The following is a 14,515-nucleotide window of genomic DNA, read 5'->3' as shown; positions in this document are numbered from 1 at the left end:
ATACTTGCAAGAGGATCTAATATCACCTTTTATTTTATTTATTAATACACCGAATCTTTTGTCTGGTTTATTTGTATAGATCGATACTCTTTGGAAAAGTCTTTGATTGCGTTTACGTCTATAAAAATAGGTATATATCTTGTTGTGTGAGGCAAGGGTGAAACTTTTTTCTAAGCTGCTAGTTATTCCTGCGGCAATTTCTTTTTTAGGTTCTTCTGCTGCAATTGCATTACAAGTTGAATCAAATTCTTCTAAAGGATTTGGAGTTAACTCAAAAAGAAATTCAACTTTAATTGCTCAAGTAGAGCAGGAAGATACAACGGGAAAAATTAAAATTACAGTTACTGGTACTAAAACACCAAGAGCAACCTCCGAATATCCAGGAAGTGTAACTGTAATAGAAGGCGAGGAAATATACTCAAATCAGTCTCCGACATTAAGAAATTTATTAAAGGATGTACCTGGTGTTAGTACAAAGAAATTCACTCAAAGTGGAGTAAGGGGAATAACAAGTCAAGAAGACGTAAATATTAGGGGAATGAATGGCGATCGAGTTTTAATGCAAGTTGATGGCATAAGATTACCAACTTATTCTTATTCAAGTTATTACACATTTGGCAGAGGTAGTTATGTAGATTTCAATACTCTCAAATCAGTTGAAGTTCTTAAAGGTCCAGCCTCAACACTTTATGGAAGTGATGCTCTTGGGGGAGCAATTACATTTAGACAGCTAGCCCCATCTGATTTATTAAAAGAAGACGGCACATATGCTGTTGAGTTGCCAACCTATTACGATGGAGCAAATGAAGGGTTAGGAGGAGCGATAAAAATTGCCGCACCTCTATCGGAAAGACTCTCAGGATTATTTATTGTTAGTGGGGAGAGAGGGGGAGATCCTGCAACAAATGCAGATGATAAATATATAAATGGAGGAGAGAGTTCAGGTAAAACATTATTTTCTAATCTAGAGTTAAATATTGATGATTATTCAAAAGCAAACTTTATAGCTGAAAGTATAAATAAATCAACAGATGAAGATCCAGTCAAGCCAGACAACTTGCCAAGCAACTATACTTTTTTAGATTCTGAAAGTGAAACACAAACAAATAGATATTCAATATCATATGTCTATGACAATTCAACTAACGGTAAGGCGGTTCAATACTCAAAAGTTAAAGCATATTTTCAAGATATAAAAGCTGATCACAAATATAGTCGCAATTCTATTAGTTATGGCATGCCATCAAATCAAAATAGAGACCAACCTTTTGAACATTCTTCATATGGAGCAGAGTTACAGTTTAGGAGTGATAGAAACGTTGGAAATTCTCTACATCAAATTTCTTATGGCCTAGATTTTTCTGAAAGTGATAATGAAAGAGAAAGAAAGGTTACCAATAACTTAACTGGGGTAACAGAAAGCCTTAAAGAGACACCTGATTCGACTATTCAACGAACTGGTGTATACATACAAGATGAAATTGCTGTAAATGATAAATTAGATATTATCGCTGGTATTAGATATGATAATTTTGATTTAGAGGCCGAATCTGATGCAGCATATTTAGGTAATGGTGTAGGTGTTCTAGAGCCAGTTGGCTATAATGAAAGTGCTATTAGCCCAAAACTGTCGGCAATATATAAGGTTAATCCTGAACTCTCTTTATATGGTCTATATGCAAGAGGTTTTAGAGCACCAAATTATGTTGATATGAATAGTAGTTTTACTAATGTCCAAAGAAGATATACAACTTATTCTAATCCTGATTTAAAACCTGAGACAAGTGATACATTTGAAATTGGATTGAGAAAATTTACTGATAAATTTGATTGGAATATCTCAGGATTTTTTAGTAAATATGATGATTACATTGAACAACATAGTTATATAGGTACTTCAGCAAGTGGATTCACCGAATATAAGTCAATGAATAAAGATGAGATAGATATTTATGGAACAGAAATCGAGGCTGAATATAGGTTTAATCCTGATTCAACTGGCATAAGCTTGATAGCATCCTTGGGCTACCAGCATGGAGAAAATACAAAAACAGATACGGCTCTTGAGTCAATAGAACCACTTAAAGCGATAGCTATTATTAGATATAAAACCTCAGATAATAAAATTACACTTGATTTGAAGAACACTCATGTAGGAGGACCGAGAGTAGAAAGTGGAACGACTACATACGTTCCTGATTCTTATAATAAGGTTGATTTGATTGGTAGTCTAAAACAATCAGATAGATTAGAAGTTGATTTAGGAGTTTATAATTTGTTTGACGAAAGATATTACTATTACTCCGATGTCAAAGGATTGTCTAAGACAGCTGCCAATTTAGAGGGATATTCTCAACCCTCTAGGCATATTAAGGCTGGGTTTAATTTCAGATTTTAAATTTTATATAGTAAGTATAAATTAAGTTAAGTTTTTAATTAAACAAAAAAGTTAATGAAGATTCTAAATTATTTCTACTTTTTACCATTTTTGTTATTAAGTTCTTGTTCGTCATTTAATTCTAATAATGGAGCAATAAGTGATAATAATTCAAAGCATTTACAAGGTAAGAGTATTAATAAAGTAATTACTTTAACATCATTGAGTACTGATATTGTTAGTGCTCTATCAAGGGATAAACTTGTAGCTATTCCTGGAAGTTCACTTTTTAAAGGTAAAATTGACTATCAGAAATTGCCAAGAATAAGTCAGGGCAGAACTCCACCTAATTTAGAGAAAATTGTTTCTTTGAAGCCAGACTTGGTAATTGGGACAAAGGGCTTTCATGACAAAATACTAGGCAAGCTTAAAGATATTAATATTCAAACAATTTCGTATGAATTAATTGATTGGAATAGCCTAGAAAATACTATTAACTTAATTTCTACTAAATTAGATATAAATAATTCGAGGAAATCTAATGAAATAATCAACACTAAGTTGAAAGAATGTGTTGTTGCCAATGAACAAAATGAAAACCCTAGTGTAGTTGTTCTTGCTAGTACAAAACCTATTCTCTCTCCTAACTCAAAAAGTTGGGCTGGAAATCTTCTTAAAAGATTTGGTATTAATAGTCTAACTAAAGATCTTGATTCAAAGAGTGAGTTTCGTGGTTACGTAAATTTATCCCCAGAGTGGTTAGTTAAAGAAGATCCTGATAACTTAATTATTATCCAAACAAGGCCTGGTCAATACGTTGACTTTGAAAAATCTAAGCCATTTTCAAATTTGAAAGCAGTTAAATCTGATCAAGTATATCGTTTTAATTACTATGGGCTAATAAATGCAGGTAGCTTAGAAAGTATTAATAGTGCATGTTTAAAACTTAGAGAAATCTTTTAACTCCTTATCTTATTTTTAAATCGTATTCAATATTTATTGAAGTTTCCTGCCCTATAGGATAAAAAGTAGAATTAATTGCGGCTTTTTTAGCAGCTCTATCAATTGATTCATGCCCACTAATAATTATTAACTCTGCCTTAAAAACTTCCCCCTTTTTGTTAATCCATACTTTTACTGTTGGAGTCCCCTCTGCTCCTCTTCTAAGAGCAATTGGAGGGTATATAGGTCGAAGACATTTTAAGCAAGTCACTTTTATTGTTCCTTTACCCTTTAAAGATCCCTTTTCTGGCTCATTATTTTTTATACCTTTTATAAATCCGCTTCCTTTTTCTTCTTTTGACATAGCTTGATTTATTAAATTACTTTTAAATTTCTTTTGTTGAATTTTTTTCTCATTTATCTTGTTATCTTCAAATGATTCTTGCTCATCTAAAGGATTTTTCTTCTCAATCTGATTTTTTAATTCTTCTTTTATTAAAGGTTTTTTAACCAATCTTTTGCTTCTTTGTGTGGCTTCACCAAATCCTGCCTCTGATAAATCATCAACCAGCTCTATTGGAATAATTTTCTCACCTAAAGTAGCGTCTCTCTTTTTTTCAATAAATAAAAACAAGGATGAGTGAATCATTACTGACAGAAGGATGTAATAATTGATTCTATTTATTTTGATTCTATTCATTTTTCTAGGAAACTATTAATTCAATTAGCTTTCTTTTATTAGGATTATAATTGTTATATTCATTGTAAGTCTTCTTGTTTGATCTTTTTAAATCAGGTGGCATAGTTATGTGGCCATTATTGTTCATTTCAATTACTTCTTTAGCGTGCATATTTGAAAGAATTGCATACTGGAAAGATGTAATAAAAAAAAATGATAGTAAACTAATGATTACAGTTGAAAAATATTCAACTATTTCTTCTGTGGATACTATAAAACAAAATGAGATTTCTTCAATTCCATTAGAAAAAGTATTGTTAGATTCCTTGATAATTATAGATAGAAGTCTTTTAACTGACAAAAATACTATTGATCTAAAATTAGCATTAGAAATATCAATTCAATCAATTCAATCTGAATTTGGAAAGTTTAGTAATTTATTCTCTACCATTATTACTGTCTCTCCTTTACTTGGACTCCTAGGGACAGTTCTTGGGCTTATAAATTCTTTTTCATTTATAAAACTAGGTGAATCTGGTATTAATGCTCAAGAAGTTACTGGCGGAATAAGTGAGGCATTGATTTCCACAGCAACTGGTTTAATTATTGCTATTATTACACTTATCTTTTCTAACTATTTTAATAGTTTATGGAGGAAGCAAAATTCTATCCTTAATCAATACTGTGGTAGATTTGAAATGCTATATAGAACAAATAAATTATAATAATGATCTATTTCAAAGAAGATATTAATAACAAGAATAAAATTGATATTTTGCCCATGATAGATATTATCTTTTCTATTTTAGCTTTTCTTATTATTTCTAGTCTGTATTTAACGCGAGTTGAGACAATATCTGTTGATTTGCCTAGGGCAAGTAATTCGATCAAGCAGAATAATAAATTCGTGAATGTATCTATTGATAAATCTGGTAATTTATTTATAAATAAGAAAAGTATAAAATTTCAGGACTTGAAAGCTAATGTAATTAATTTGGCTGATGAAAGTAAGAATTTAGTTGTTCTAAATGCTGATGAAAATATTTCTCATGGTTATGTAATTAGTGTTTTAGATGTGCTTAGGAGTATTGATGGCTTGAAATTAGCAATTTCGACTATATCTATAGATTAAGGATTTTCTTAGAAGATAAACTTAAATACTTAAACCTATAAGCGAACAAGAAATAATAGCTATCGCTCCCACGGGTGGAGTTGCATAAAGATTATTAGAATTTATGCAGTTAGTCCTACAACTGTTAGACGGTGGTCTATGGCATGAAAAAAGGGGCCTAACAGCCCTTAGCGATCGACTGTCAACAATTAAATTCTTGATTAAAAATCTATTGCTGCAAAGACATCACGTGCTTGCTTTTTTCTTTCTTCAAAAACTGAATGTTTGTAAGAAGTAAATACTTCTTTCTTAAATGTTGCAAGTTGAGCAGCGTGAAGCCTCTCTGCTTTCTTAATACGCTTTTTAGTTAATGGTAGGTTGTTATGACCTATTCAATTACTGGAAATCGTTTTCCCTACTCCCATCTCATGCACCCAATAATCTGGAGCGAACGGAATAGAAATGAGAATAAAAGGTAAAACCGGCATTACGACAATTTAAGTGCTGTTTTCCTACTCCCATCCAATATAAAGAAGGATTAGACCAAAGGTGTAAGAAAGGAGGTTTTATGAAACTCTTTACTCCCTTTACTATCCCCAAAAAGGACAACTGCGATCTTTGCATGATTATTTCCTTGTCATTCGATAAGTGACGTAAAAGAAAAATCCAAGTATTACAAGATTTGCGACGGCATAACTAACGGCAATTAACATTATTTCCCACTTTTATAATTTTTTTCATTTGGGTCTATTCCACTCTCACCAAAGCTATAGGAGGGAGATGTGTCTTGTTTTTTAATTTTTATACCAGCAATATTTTCTTTTGAGGCCGCTTTTAACTCATCACCTGAAAATTGATAACCAAATCCCGTTGCTATTTCTGCAATTTCATTCGCGGTAGCAGCAACTCTTATGGCATTGAGTAATTCTTTATTGTTTTGAAGCTCTGTAAGAAAAGCCTTTAGTTGATCTAGTGCCATGATCTTATTATGACAAAACCTTTTGCCCCTTAGGAGACCAGACTTGAATGTTTTAGCCAATTAGCGATTGTTACGCAGACAGAAAAATTCACTAGCATCATTCCAAGTGCTCCCAACATTTTGTTATTGGGGTTCTTATTCATAAGAGAAAATATCCTAGATACGAAACCTTCTTGTGTTTTTGTGGTATTAAATTCCACGGGTTTCTCTGATTGAGTTAACACTTTAGAATTAACTTGAGTCACTTTTTAAAAGAGATTTTTTTGTTCGTAAGAGCATAAAGAGTGATTCGCTTTCATGACTGATTATTTATATAAACCAGAGTAATAAGTTGAGTTGGAAAAAGATTGCTCAATTTTATGATGTAAGTTTTAGTGTTTTTTGCCAGTTGAAAAACTAAAGTTAGTTCTAATTTTTACTGGGTTTTGTGCATTATGGGCTAAACCTTTTACATGTACTTCGTTAGCATTATCTTCTGATATGTTCGGTTCTCATCGTGCTTCAACAGTCAAAGCTAAAAATTATTGAGCAAATTATTGAAGAGTGGATTTATTGCTATCCAAGCAGAACCCTTTCACAAGAAAAAATTGAAATCCTAAAAGAACAACATTATCAAAATCTAAGAGATGATATGAGAGGCGTTGTAAGTGGAATAGTTTCTGCCCCAGCATGGATTTGTCGGGAGATTGACCTCGAAGAAGGAGCTAATTGGTTCTTAGTGGTAGCGACTTGCTTGGATTTAATCCACTCCAATAAAGATGGGAAATTAATCACTAAATATACTGATCATTTTTATAACAATCTTGGCTGATCAATAATTGTGTAGTTCTTTCAGTCCCTAACTACCTAAGGGCTGATATTAATAGCAAGATTGATTGGTTTTCAACCTAAATTTTTACCTCCTATACCTTTCGCTAACTTTTAGAAAACAGGGAAATATGTATTTTGTTGATTTTTTATACATCAAGACATAATCCTTTTTAGCTATAAATGATTTTTATTTAAACAAATGTGGTCTAACATTCGACTTTCTATTTTTGGCTTAACAGCACTAGCTGGATTGATTTGGCCTTTTTATTTTATAGCGAAATTTGTCGGTCAGGTTCAAAGTGGCTCTGTCGGAAGCTCACTTATCGAAATAGCTAATACTTTTATTGATGGAGCATGGGCAACACCAACATCTGGTTTCGTTTCTGCTGATACAGCAGTTTTATTAATTGGAATATTTGCTTTCTATGCTGCCGAGGGGAAAAGACTGCAAATGAAATTGTGGGGTGTTTACTTCCCTCTTACTTTTCTGATTTCATTAGCTTTCTCATTTGGTGCTTTTATGTTTATGAGAGAACGAACAATCAACTGCGATTAGAAAACTAAAGATTATTGTCTTTGGTTTTAATTACTTGTCATTATTCGCTTCATAAGCAAGACCATTTTGTTTGGCATATCGATTTGCGAAACGCATGAATCTATTAAAATCTCTTTGTGATCTCCAACAGTAAATAGCCTCTATAGCCGTATATTTTCCATTTTTTTTTGAAACAGCGATATTTATTTCTCTACTAGTTATTTTCCCTTCTTCGTCAATTAAATACATTCCTTGTATTTCCTTGAAATTATCTGACAATAATGCGTCAGGACTATTAAATCTGAAAAAAGCCTGTCCTGCTTCTCCATCTTTGCTTTTTGTAAGCCTTATTTCTGGAATAACTTTTTCGTCGACACCGTTAAAAAATTGTATCGCAACATCCTTCATCTACTTTCTTTGTTTTCTTTTTTACTTTAAATGCTTTTTTAGAGAGAACTTTAGAGAATGTCATTGCATACATCGAAATGTAGTCGCTATTACTATCAGCGAATCTTCTAACAGCTTTTTTCAATAAATTAGTCAGTTGATTAAAATTAAGCATTTTTAATTTCAATTAGTTAATGATTACAATGCTTCTCAGAATAAATTCGTTTGAGGTTTTGTACTAAATATGAATAATTATTTTGATCAGCCAATTGTAATCCTTGGTGGTTTCTTGATTGATGGTAGTGCTTATAAGGAAATGGCAGAATATATTAAAAGTAGAACAAATAACAAAGTAGTAATAGTTCCAGTAAATAAAATAGAGTGGCTTAGCACTAATTGGTCATTTGGTTGGAAGAATATTCTTGATAAAGTTGAAAAAATAGTGACTGAATTATCGAAAGAATCGTCTACAAATAAAGTCACTTTGATAGGTCATAGCTCTGGAGGCATGATCCTCCGATTGTATTTATCCGATCTTTTATTTAGTCGGAAGATCTACAATGGGAAGGATTATGCCAATTGCTTGATTACACTAGGAAGTCCTAATCAAGCAAAAAGAGCTACTTATCTACGTAATTTTGTAAGCTCTAAATTGCCTGGTAGTTTCTATAGTGCAGACGTTAATTATATATCTGTTGCTGGTGAATTAGACTTGAACGGAACTATTGCGACCAAAACATCGCTTAAATTAAGCAAGTCATCTTATAGGGCATTGAATGGAAATGGAGATGTTGTTGGAGATGGACTAGTCCCTAGAGATTCAGCATTACTAATTGGCTCAAAACAGTTAGTGATGAAAGAAACAGCACATGGAAAGGCTTTTGGTAAGGAATGGTATGGCTCTAAAAATAAAGTTGAAGAATGGTTGAATAAATCATCGGAATGAAATGGTAATAATTCTGAGGAATAAAAATGGCTTTTTATTTGTTAATTTTGACTTATGATAAATACTAGAAGATCATATATTCACTAGATGTGTAGCAATTAAGTAAACAAAGAGATAAAAGAAAAACTATATTTATGATTTGTATTTTTGATATGGAATTAGATCCAATTACTAAATGGTTGATAAGAATTTCTTCATCAATCCTTATCTTTTTTGGATTAATACTTATTATTGCGATACCACTTCTTGTCTTGAAGGCTAGCTTTGCAATTACTTTAATACAAGAGACAATTCAGAGTGATTTAAAAGATATTCTTGCTGGGTTAATAGAGAAGCTTTAAAATCTTAGATAAACAAAGAAACAATAGATACATACCTATCTTTAAAATTTTACTATCAATACTTAAGAGAATAAGCTTATTCTTTGATGTTTGATATTAGTTTTTGTAGTTTGTTAATAGTGTTTTTAATTTAATGAAAAATAGAAAGAATATAGAAGATTTAATTACCTATTCTCTGACAGAGATTTTAAACAGATCATTAAACCTTGAAAGGAAAGACCAAGTCGCAATTTCTCAAGAGTTTAAAGAATGGATTCATGGAGTAACCAAAGAGGAAGATATTTGGGTTATAAATTATCCAATCAAATAATACGTAAAATTAAATTTATTAATTTTATTAGTTGTTTATTTTTTGTTCTCTTTTAATTTTGTATTTGATTTCTCATTATTTCCAATAAGTAAATACATCATTGATTCCCACATAAGTTATAAAAAAATTTCAAGGACTATATCTTATATTTCGATTTTAAATAAATTATTAACTACAATTAAATCACTAAAATTTTACTATCAGAGGATAAATTTAAACTTTTAATTCTTTTTTTAGACTTGTAAAGATCTAGGAGCCACCCCAGCATGTGATCTGGGGATTAATCCCAGTAGTTAATTTATTTGCCATACGTAGTGCTAAAGCAATAATCGTTAGGCCGTGACCAACACTAGGACAGCTTGGAAAAATACTTGAATCAACGATATATAAATTTTCTAGATCATGACATTTACCATTCAGATCTACAACTGAGGATTTAGGTGATGTTCCCATTCGACATGTTCCACATGCATATCCAACAACACTTAGAGGAGCTGAACCTCTTGGGTGAGCAGGTGTTCTTGTTACTACCATTGTTCTCGAATCTCGCTCGACCTTATTTAAAGTATCTAACCATCTATAAACAAGTCGATCATGTGCCTCAAGATTATTATGTAAATAGTTAATTCGGATTTTATTATCGTCAACCCATACTCTATTGTCGGGGTCTGGCAACACTTCTGTCATTGCCCACCAAGTAATAGATCTAGAAGCTAGTCGTCTAAGACCAAAATCTGGTATTAATTTTGTTATTAATGATAGGACAGGTGGGGATTCGGCAAACAATGCGTCTTTCAAGACTCCACCCCCAGATTGAATATGACCAAGAGGGAAATTCACATTCTTGTCTCCCCAGTAATAGTCATTAATACCAAGCGATCTATTGAAAAGACCATTGTTTTGCTTATTAGATCTTTGCAAAATACAAGTGAGCTGAAGATTCATCAGATTCCGGCCTACTTGACCTGAGCTATTACTTAAACCATTGGGATGCTTTGCTGTTTTAGAATTCAACATTATCACTGGTGTATTAATGGCACCAGCTGCTAATACAACAATATCGGATGAGAATAACCAAATATCGTCTTCTATTTTGACCTCTACACCTTTTATTGCTTTACCACTTGGATTGACATGTAGTTTTAGGACATTTGCATTAGTTTTTACATCTAGTCGGTTCTTATCAGAAGAATATAAACCAAATAATTGAGCATCTCCTCTAGGGAAAAAAGAGCAATTTTCAAAATTATCACTATCTTCATTTATTGAGTCAGGCCAGCTTATTGGTAAGTCATAAGGTTGGCATCCATTTCTTATAAGTGACTCTCTAATTAACTCTAAAAAATTTTCTAATTTTCTTGGAACATTGTTATATTTACTTTTCCGCGGAGGATCTGTAGGGTCTACACCTCCTTGCCCATGAACATTAAACAGTTTCTCTGCATATTCGTAATATGGTTCAAGCTCCTCGTAAGTAAAAGGCCAAGAGGGAGATATTCCCTCCTGCAGAGGCAATGTAAGAAAATCTTTTTCTCTCATTCGTTGCAATACTGCCCCCCAGATTTTTGTATTACCACCAAGTGCATAGGCTGTTTGAGGAGCGAAAGGATCTCCATCTGGACCAAACCACTTTTCTCCTAATGGGTGATATTTTGTTTTCCTGAATAAATCAGTACCTTTTATATTTTGATCTTCAAGAGGTAATTGACCTCCACGTTCAAGTAGTAGTACCCATTTACCTTGTCTACTCAACTCACTTGCAAGAGTAGAACCGCCTGCTCCACTTCCAACTATTATGCAGTCATAATGATGATCATCTATAAACATTATTTTCTATCTTTATTTAGAATTTCCATAATTAAATAAAGACTATTGCCACACATAAATTAAGACAAATAAGATAATCCATATCACATCTACAAAGTGCCAAAAAAGACTTACTGATTCAACACCCATTTCACCACTGTCATAATTACCTGGTATAAATGAACGTATTAACATTAAACCCATTAGTAGTATTCCAGTTATTACATGTAATCCATGGAAACCAGTAAGTAAATAGAATAAGCTCCCAAACACTCCACTGCTTAGGCTGAAGCTTAATTCAGACCATTCAATATATTGACCATATACAAAATAAGATCCCATCAGCATAGTAACTAGCCAAACAATTCGGAATCCCCAATAATTCTTTTTATGTAAATACCTCTCAGCAAAATAAATAACGAAACTAGAACTTACTAAAATAATTGTATTTATTAAAGGCTCCCTTACAGCTATCCCACTAACACCATCAGGATACCAAGTAGGTGCAGTGAGTTTTAAAACTCCATATCCTACAAAAAAAGCAAAGAAAATAATACTTTCAGAACATAGGAAAATAATAAAACCCGTTAAATTATGTCCATCATGTTTAACATGACCGGGAGTATGAAGTAATACTTCTGATTTAGTGGTAGTCATTTAACTATCATTCAAAGCTTTCGAAATATAAAATTCTTCATCAACAACAAATGGTTTATTCAATCCATAATTATATGGCTCATTGAGTACTGTTGGGATGTCATCCTCAAAGTTTTCATGTGGAGGTGGTGATGGTAATAACCATTCAAGGCCAATTGCATTCCAGGGATTTGGAGGTGCCTTTTTGCCTCTAGACCATGAACTAACCATATTTAAAATAAAAGGAATAGATGCGACTCCTAGCATAAATGCTCCAATACTCGCTATTACATTCCAAATAGCAAACTCTGGATCATAAGAAGCGACTCTTCTTGGCATACCTAATAAGCCAGCCCAGTGCAAAGGCAACCAATTAAGAGTTGCCCCAATAAATGTCAATGTAAAATGGATCTTTCCTAATCCTTCATAAAACATGCGACCGGTGAATTTTGGGAACCAGTGATAAATTCCTGCAAAAATACCAAAAGCAATTGTGTTGAAAATGATGTAATGAAAATGGGCAACCACAAAGTATGTATTGCCCACATGAATATCAATTGGTACTGTGGCAAGCATCACACCAGTAATACCTCCAAAAATAAAATTAAAAAGTCCTCCTAAGCAAAACAACATAGGTGTATTTAATCTTAAATTGCCTCCCCAAAGAGTTGCTATCCATGCAAAAACCTTAACTCCAGTGGGCACAGCAATTAACATTGTTGTAAACATAAAAAGGTTTCTCATCCACATTGGCGTACCTGTATAAAACATATGATGAACCCAAACGACTAGAGATAAAATAGTGATACCAAAGGAAGCCACGGCTACAAATTTATAGCCAAATAATGGTTTACGTGAATAAGTAGGAAATAATTCAGAAAAGATGCCAAATACTGGCAAAACCATCACATAGACGGCGGGATGTGAATAGAACCAAAAAAAGTGTTGAAATAAAACGGGATCGCCTCCAGTTTCTGGATTAAAAAAGCTTGTTCCGAAATTCAGATCAAAAAAGAGCATTATTGCTCCACCTGTAAGTGCTGGGAGCCCAAGAAGCTGAAGAATTTGCGCAGCTAAAACAGTCCAGATGAAAATAGGCATTTTAAAAAAGCCCATACCTGGAGCACGCATTGTAATTATCGTAGTTACGAAATTAATCGCACCCATGATTGATGAAACACCTGATAGACCAATAGCTACTATCCACAACATTTGGCCATTTAGAAAATGGCCAAGTGGGTTCTGAATACTTACAGGTGGATATGACCACCAACCGGAGGATGCAGGACCTCCTGGTACAAAAAAACTGGTTAATAAGACAATTGAAAAAACAGGAACCAACCAAAAAGCTAAAGCATTTAATTTCGGGAATGCCATGTCTGGAGCCCCAATCATGGGAGGTACCAGTAGATTCGTAAGTCCGCTAAGTATGGGAAATAAGAACAGGAACAGCATCACAGTCCCGTGCATTGTATAAAGACCGTTATAAACAGTCGGATCAAATAAATCGGATGGAGGCGTAATTAATTCTCCACGAATCAACATGCCTAGTAATCCACCAAGCAATAAGAAAATTAAAGCTGTGACAATATATTGAATACCTATAACCTTTGCATCAGTATTGAATCCAAAGAATCTTCTCCAGTTATTTGGAGCTCCTGGGACCGGTTGATTAACTTTTATAATCCTTTCGTCGTAATTTGTTATTGTCATAAATAATATCTAACCTTCATGGGGTGAATCAGGGTTGCCAGGATCATTAACTTGTGGCGAAGGAGATGGTGAAATAGTTGCCCAACCTTTATCTCCTTTTTCTAGCCGCTTCTTGTAAAGAAATCCAGCCTGATTAAGACCATCAACTTGTACCTTTTTTACAGTTTTATTTATCCATTCCTGATAAGCATCTTTTGATTCAACAATGACATTAGTCTGATTTTGAGAAAAATAAGCTCCACTAAACATAGAATCTCTTAATCTGTAGGTTCCTTTTCTAGTAGGAGTAAGACTATAAGTAATAATGCTTCCAGGGATAATATCTTGTTTCAAACGAAAAGCTGGTATGTAGAATCCATGAATAACGTCCTTTGAAATCAACCGGAAATAAACTTTTTCATTTATGGGAATATGAAGTTCAGAAGAGGAGAAACCCTCAGGGTACTTAAATTCCCAACTCCATTGTCTAGAAATAACATCAATGAATGTACCTGCAGAAGCTTCGTTATTATCTAAGTATGTTGGTAATTCTTTTTGAGAATCATATTTTGTTTTTTCACCTAAGTTTTGCAAAGTAGTGTTGACCTTTGTTGAATAAATAGCTATTGCAATCACAAGGAAAAGAGGGACCAGTGTCCACACAATCTCTAATTTGACGTTACCTTCAATAGGTTCTCCGTAACTTTCGTCATATTTAGGGGCTCGATTAAACAATAAGACCCATCCAATTACTCCAGAACATCCTAGAAATATAAATGTTCCAATGCCTGTTTCGAATGCAAATAGATTATCAACGTAAGGAGCCGCTTTTGATGCTTGTACAGGCAACCAGGAATATGACCAATTAGCCATTAATTTGCTTAATATTAAGTCTACAAAAACAGCAAAAGTTATTCCTATTATGAGAGATATTTTTGGATTAATATTATCTTTTAGATTCATT

17 protein-coding genes are annotated in these 14,515 nt (G+C 33.1%); 9 read left to right on the top strand and 8 right to left on the bottom strand.

What is annotated here, in order from left to right:
* The first annotated feature begins 157 nt into the window (after positions 1–157).
* Together AC6EJB_RS03370 and AC6EJB_RS03365 are read left to right on the top strand one after the other, a co-directional pair.
* Positions 158–2,398 carry a TonB-dependent hemoglobin/transferrin/lactoferrin family receptor gene (locus AC6EJB_RS03370; RefSeq protein WP_498492306.1) on the top strand — a complete coding sequence of 747 codons (2,241 nt, stop codon included), beginning with the start codon at positions 158–160 and terminating at the stop codon, positions 2,396–2,398.
* A 54-nt stretch (positions 2,399–2,452) separates the two neighbouring features.
* Positions 2,453–3,340, top strand: a complete 888-nt coding sequence (locus tag AC6EJB_RS03365) for an ABC transporter substrate-binding protein (RefSeq protein WP_498492305.1) — start codon at positions 2,453–2,455, stop codon at positions 3,338–3,340.
* 4 nt (positions 3,341–3,344) lie between these two features.
* Here the strand turns inward: AC6EJB_RS03365 and AC6EJB_RS03360 are convergent, their stop codons facing one another.
* Positions 3,345–3,968 carry an energy transducer TonB gene (locus AC6EJB_RS03360; protein WP_498492304.1) on the bottom strand — a complete coding sequence of 208 codons (624 nt, stop codon included), beginning with the start codon at positions 3,966–3,968 and terminating at the stop codon, positions 3,345–3,347.
* Between the two features lie 158 nt (positions 3,969–4,126).
* On the opposite strand from AC6EJB_RS03360, the gene AC6EJB_RS03355 reads away from it, so the two are divergent.
* Complete coding sequence (locus AC6EJB_RS03355; RefSeq protein WP_498492303.1) at positions 4,127–4,723, top strand: MotA/TolQ/ExbB proton channel family protein; 597 nt, start codon at positions 4,127–4,129, stop codon at positions 4,721–4,723.
* 2 nt (positions 4,724–4,725) lie between these two features.
* On the top strand, positions 4,726–5,130 hold the full coding sequence (locus AC6EJB_RS03350; RefSeq protein ID WP_498492302.1) for an ExbD/TolR family protein: 405 nt from the start codon (positions 4,726–4,728) through the stop codon (positions 5,128–5,130).
* A gap of 691 nt (positions 5,131–5,821) precedes the next feature.
* Here the strand turns inward: AC6EJB_RS03350 and AC6EJB_RS03345 are convergent.
* Positions 5,822–6,088: a Nif11-like leader peptide family natural product precursor gene (locus AC6EJB_RS03345; protein ID WP_498492301.1), complete on the bottom strand. Its 267-nt coding sequence runs from the start codon at positions 6,086–6,088 to the stop codon at positions 5,822–5,824.
* A 496-nt stretch (positions 6,089–6,584) separates the two neighbouring features.
* On the opposite strand from AC6EJB_RS03345, the gene AC6EJB_RS03340 reads away from it, so the two are divergent.
* Both AC6EJB_RS03340 and AC6EJB_RS03335 read left to right on the top strand, forming a co-directional pair.
* On the top strand, positions 6,585–6,899 hold the full coding sequence (locus AC6EJB_RS03340; RefSeq protein WP_498492300.1) for a hypothetical protein: 315 nt from the start codon (positions 6,585–6,587) through the stop codon (positions 6,897–6,899).
* Between the two features lie 198 nt (positions 6,900–7,097).
* Positions 7,098–7,454 (top strand): DUF2834 domain-containing protein, encoded by a 357-nt coding sequence (locus AC6EJB_RS03335; protein WP_498492299.1) that lies wholly within the window; start codon positions 7,098–7,100, stop codon positions 7,452–7,454.
* Positions 7,455–7,484: 30 nt separating this feature from the next.
* Here the strand turns inward: AC6EJB_RS03335 and psb28 are convergent, their stop codons facing one another.
* Together psb28 and AC6EJB_RS03325 are read right to left on the bottom strand one after the other, a co-directional pair.
* Positions 7,485–7,841: a photosystem II reaction center protein Psb28 gene (gene psb28, locus AC6EJB_RS03330; RefSeq protein WP_498492298.1), complete on the bottom strand. Its 357-nt coding sequence runs from the start codon at positions 7,839–7,841 to the stop codon at positions 7,485–7,487.
* On the bottom strand, positions 7,813–7,995 hold the full coding sequence (locus AC6EJB_RS03325) for a hypothetical protein (protein WP_498492297.1): 183 nt from the start codon (positions 7,993–7,995) through the stop codon (positions 7,813–7,815). Before AC6EJB_RS03325 ends, psb28 begins: the two co-directional genes overlap by 29 nt.
* A 69-nt stretch (positions 7,996–8,064) precedes the next feature.
* Here AC6EJB_RS03325 and AC6EJB_RS03320 point away from each other — a divergent pair, with 69 nt between their 5' ends.
* From AC6EJB_RS03320 to AC6EJB_RS03310, 3 genes are all read left to right on the top strand, one after another.
* The gene (locus AC6EJB_RS03320) at positions 8,065–8,766 is read left to right on the top strand and encodes an esterase/lipase family protein (protein ID WP_498492296.1); all 702 of its coding nucleotides are present in this window, start codon (positions 8,065–8,067) and stop codon (positions 8,764–8,766) included.
* Positions 8,767–8,918: 152 nt separating this feature from the next.
* Complete coding sequence (locus tag AC6EJB_RS03315; protein ID WP_498492295.1) at positions 8,919–9,107, top strand: hypothetical protein; 189 nt, start codon at positions 8,919–8,921, stop codon at positions 9,105–9,107.
* A 133-nt stretch (positions 9,108–9,240) separates the two neighbouring features.
* Positions 9,241–9,417 carry a hypothetical protein gene (locus tag AC6EJB_RS03310; protein ID WP_498492294.1) on the top strand — a complete coding sequence of 59 codons (177 nt, stop codon included), beginning with the start codon at positions 9,241–9,243 and terminating at the stop codon, positions 9,415–9,417.
* 249 nt (positions 9,418–9,666) lie between these two features.
* Here the strand turns inward: AC6EJB_RS03310 and AC6EJB_RS03305 are convergent, their stop codons facing one another.
* The 4 genes from AC6EJB_RS03305 to AC6EJB_RS03290 are packed head-to-tail and all read right to left on the bottom strand — an operon-like array spanning position 9,667 to position 14,514.
* Positions 9,667–11,244, bottom strand: a complete 1,578-nt coding sequence (locus tag AC6EJB_RS03305; protein ID WP_498492293.1) for a GMC oxidoreductase — start codon at positions 11,242–11,244, stop codon at positions 9,667–9,669.
* 42 nt (positions 11,245–11,286) lie between these two features.
* A complete protein-coding gene (locus AC6EJB_RS03300; protein WP_498492292.1) occupies positions 11,287–11,880 on the bottom strand; it encodes a cytochrome c oxidase subunit 3 in 594 nt (197 codons plus the stop codon).
* Positions 11,881–13,572, bottom strand: a complete 1,692-nt coding sequence (locus AC6EJB_RS03295; protein WP_498492291.1) for a cytochrome c oxidase subunit I — start codon at positions 13,570–13,572, stop codon at positions 11,881–11,883.
* A 9-nt stretch (positions 13,573–13,581) separates the two neighbouring features.
* The gene (locus tag AC6EJB_RS03290) at positions 13,582–14,514 is read right to left on the bottom strand and encodes a cytochrome c oxidase subunit II (protein WP_498492290.1); all 933 of its coding nucleotides are present in this window, start codon (positions 14,512–14,514) and stop codon (positions 13,582–13,584) included.
* Position 14,515 lies beyond the last annotated feature (1 nt).

The organism is Prochlorococcus sp. G4PB17 (genome assembly GCF_059772445.1).
The sequence above is the reverse complement of the archived record's forward strand: the minus strand, read 5'-3'. Positions and strand labels throughout refer to the sequence as shown.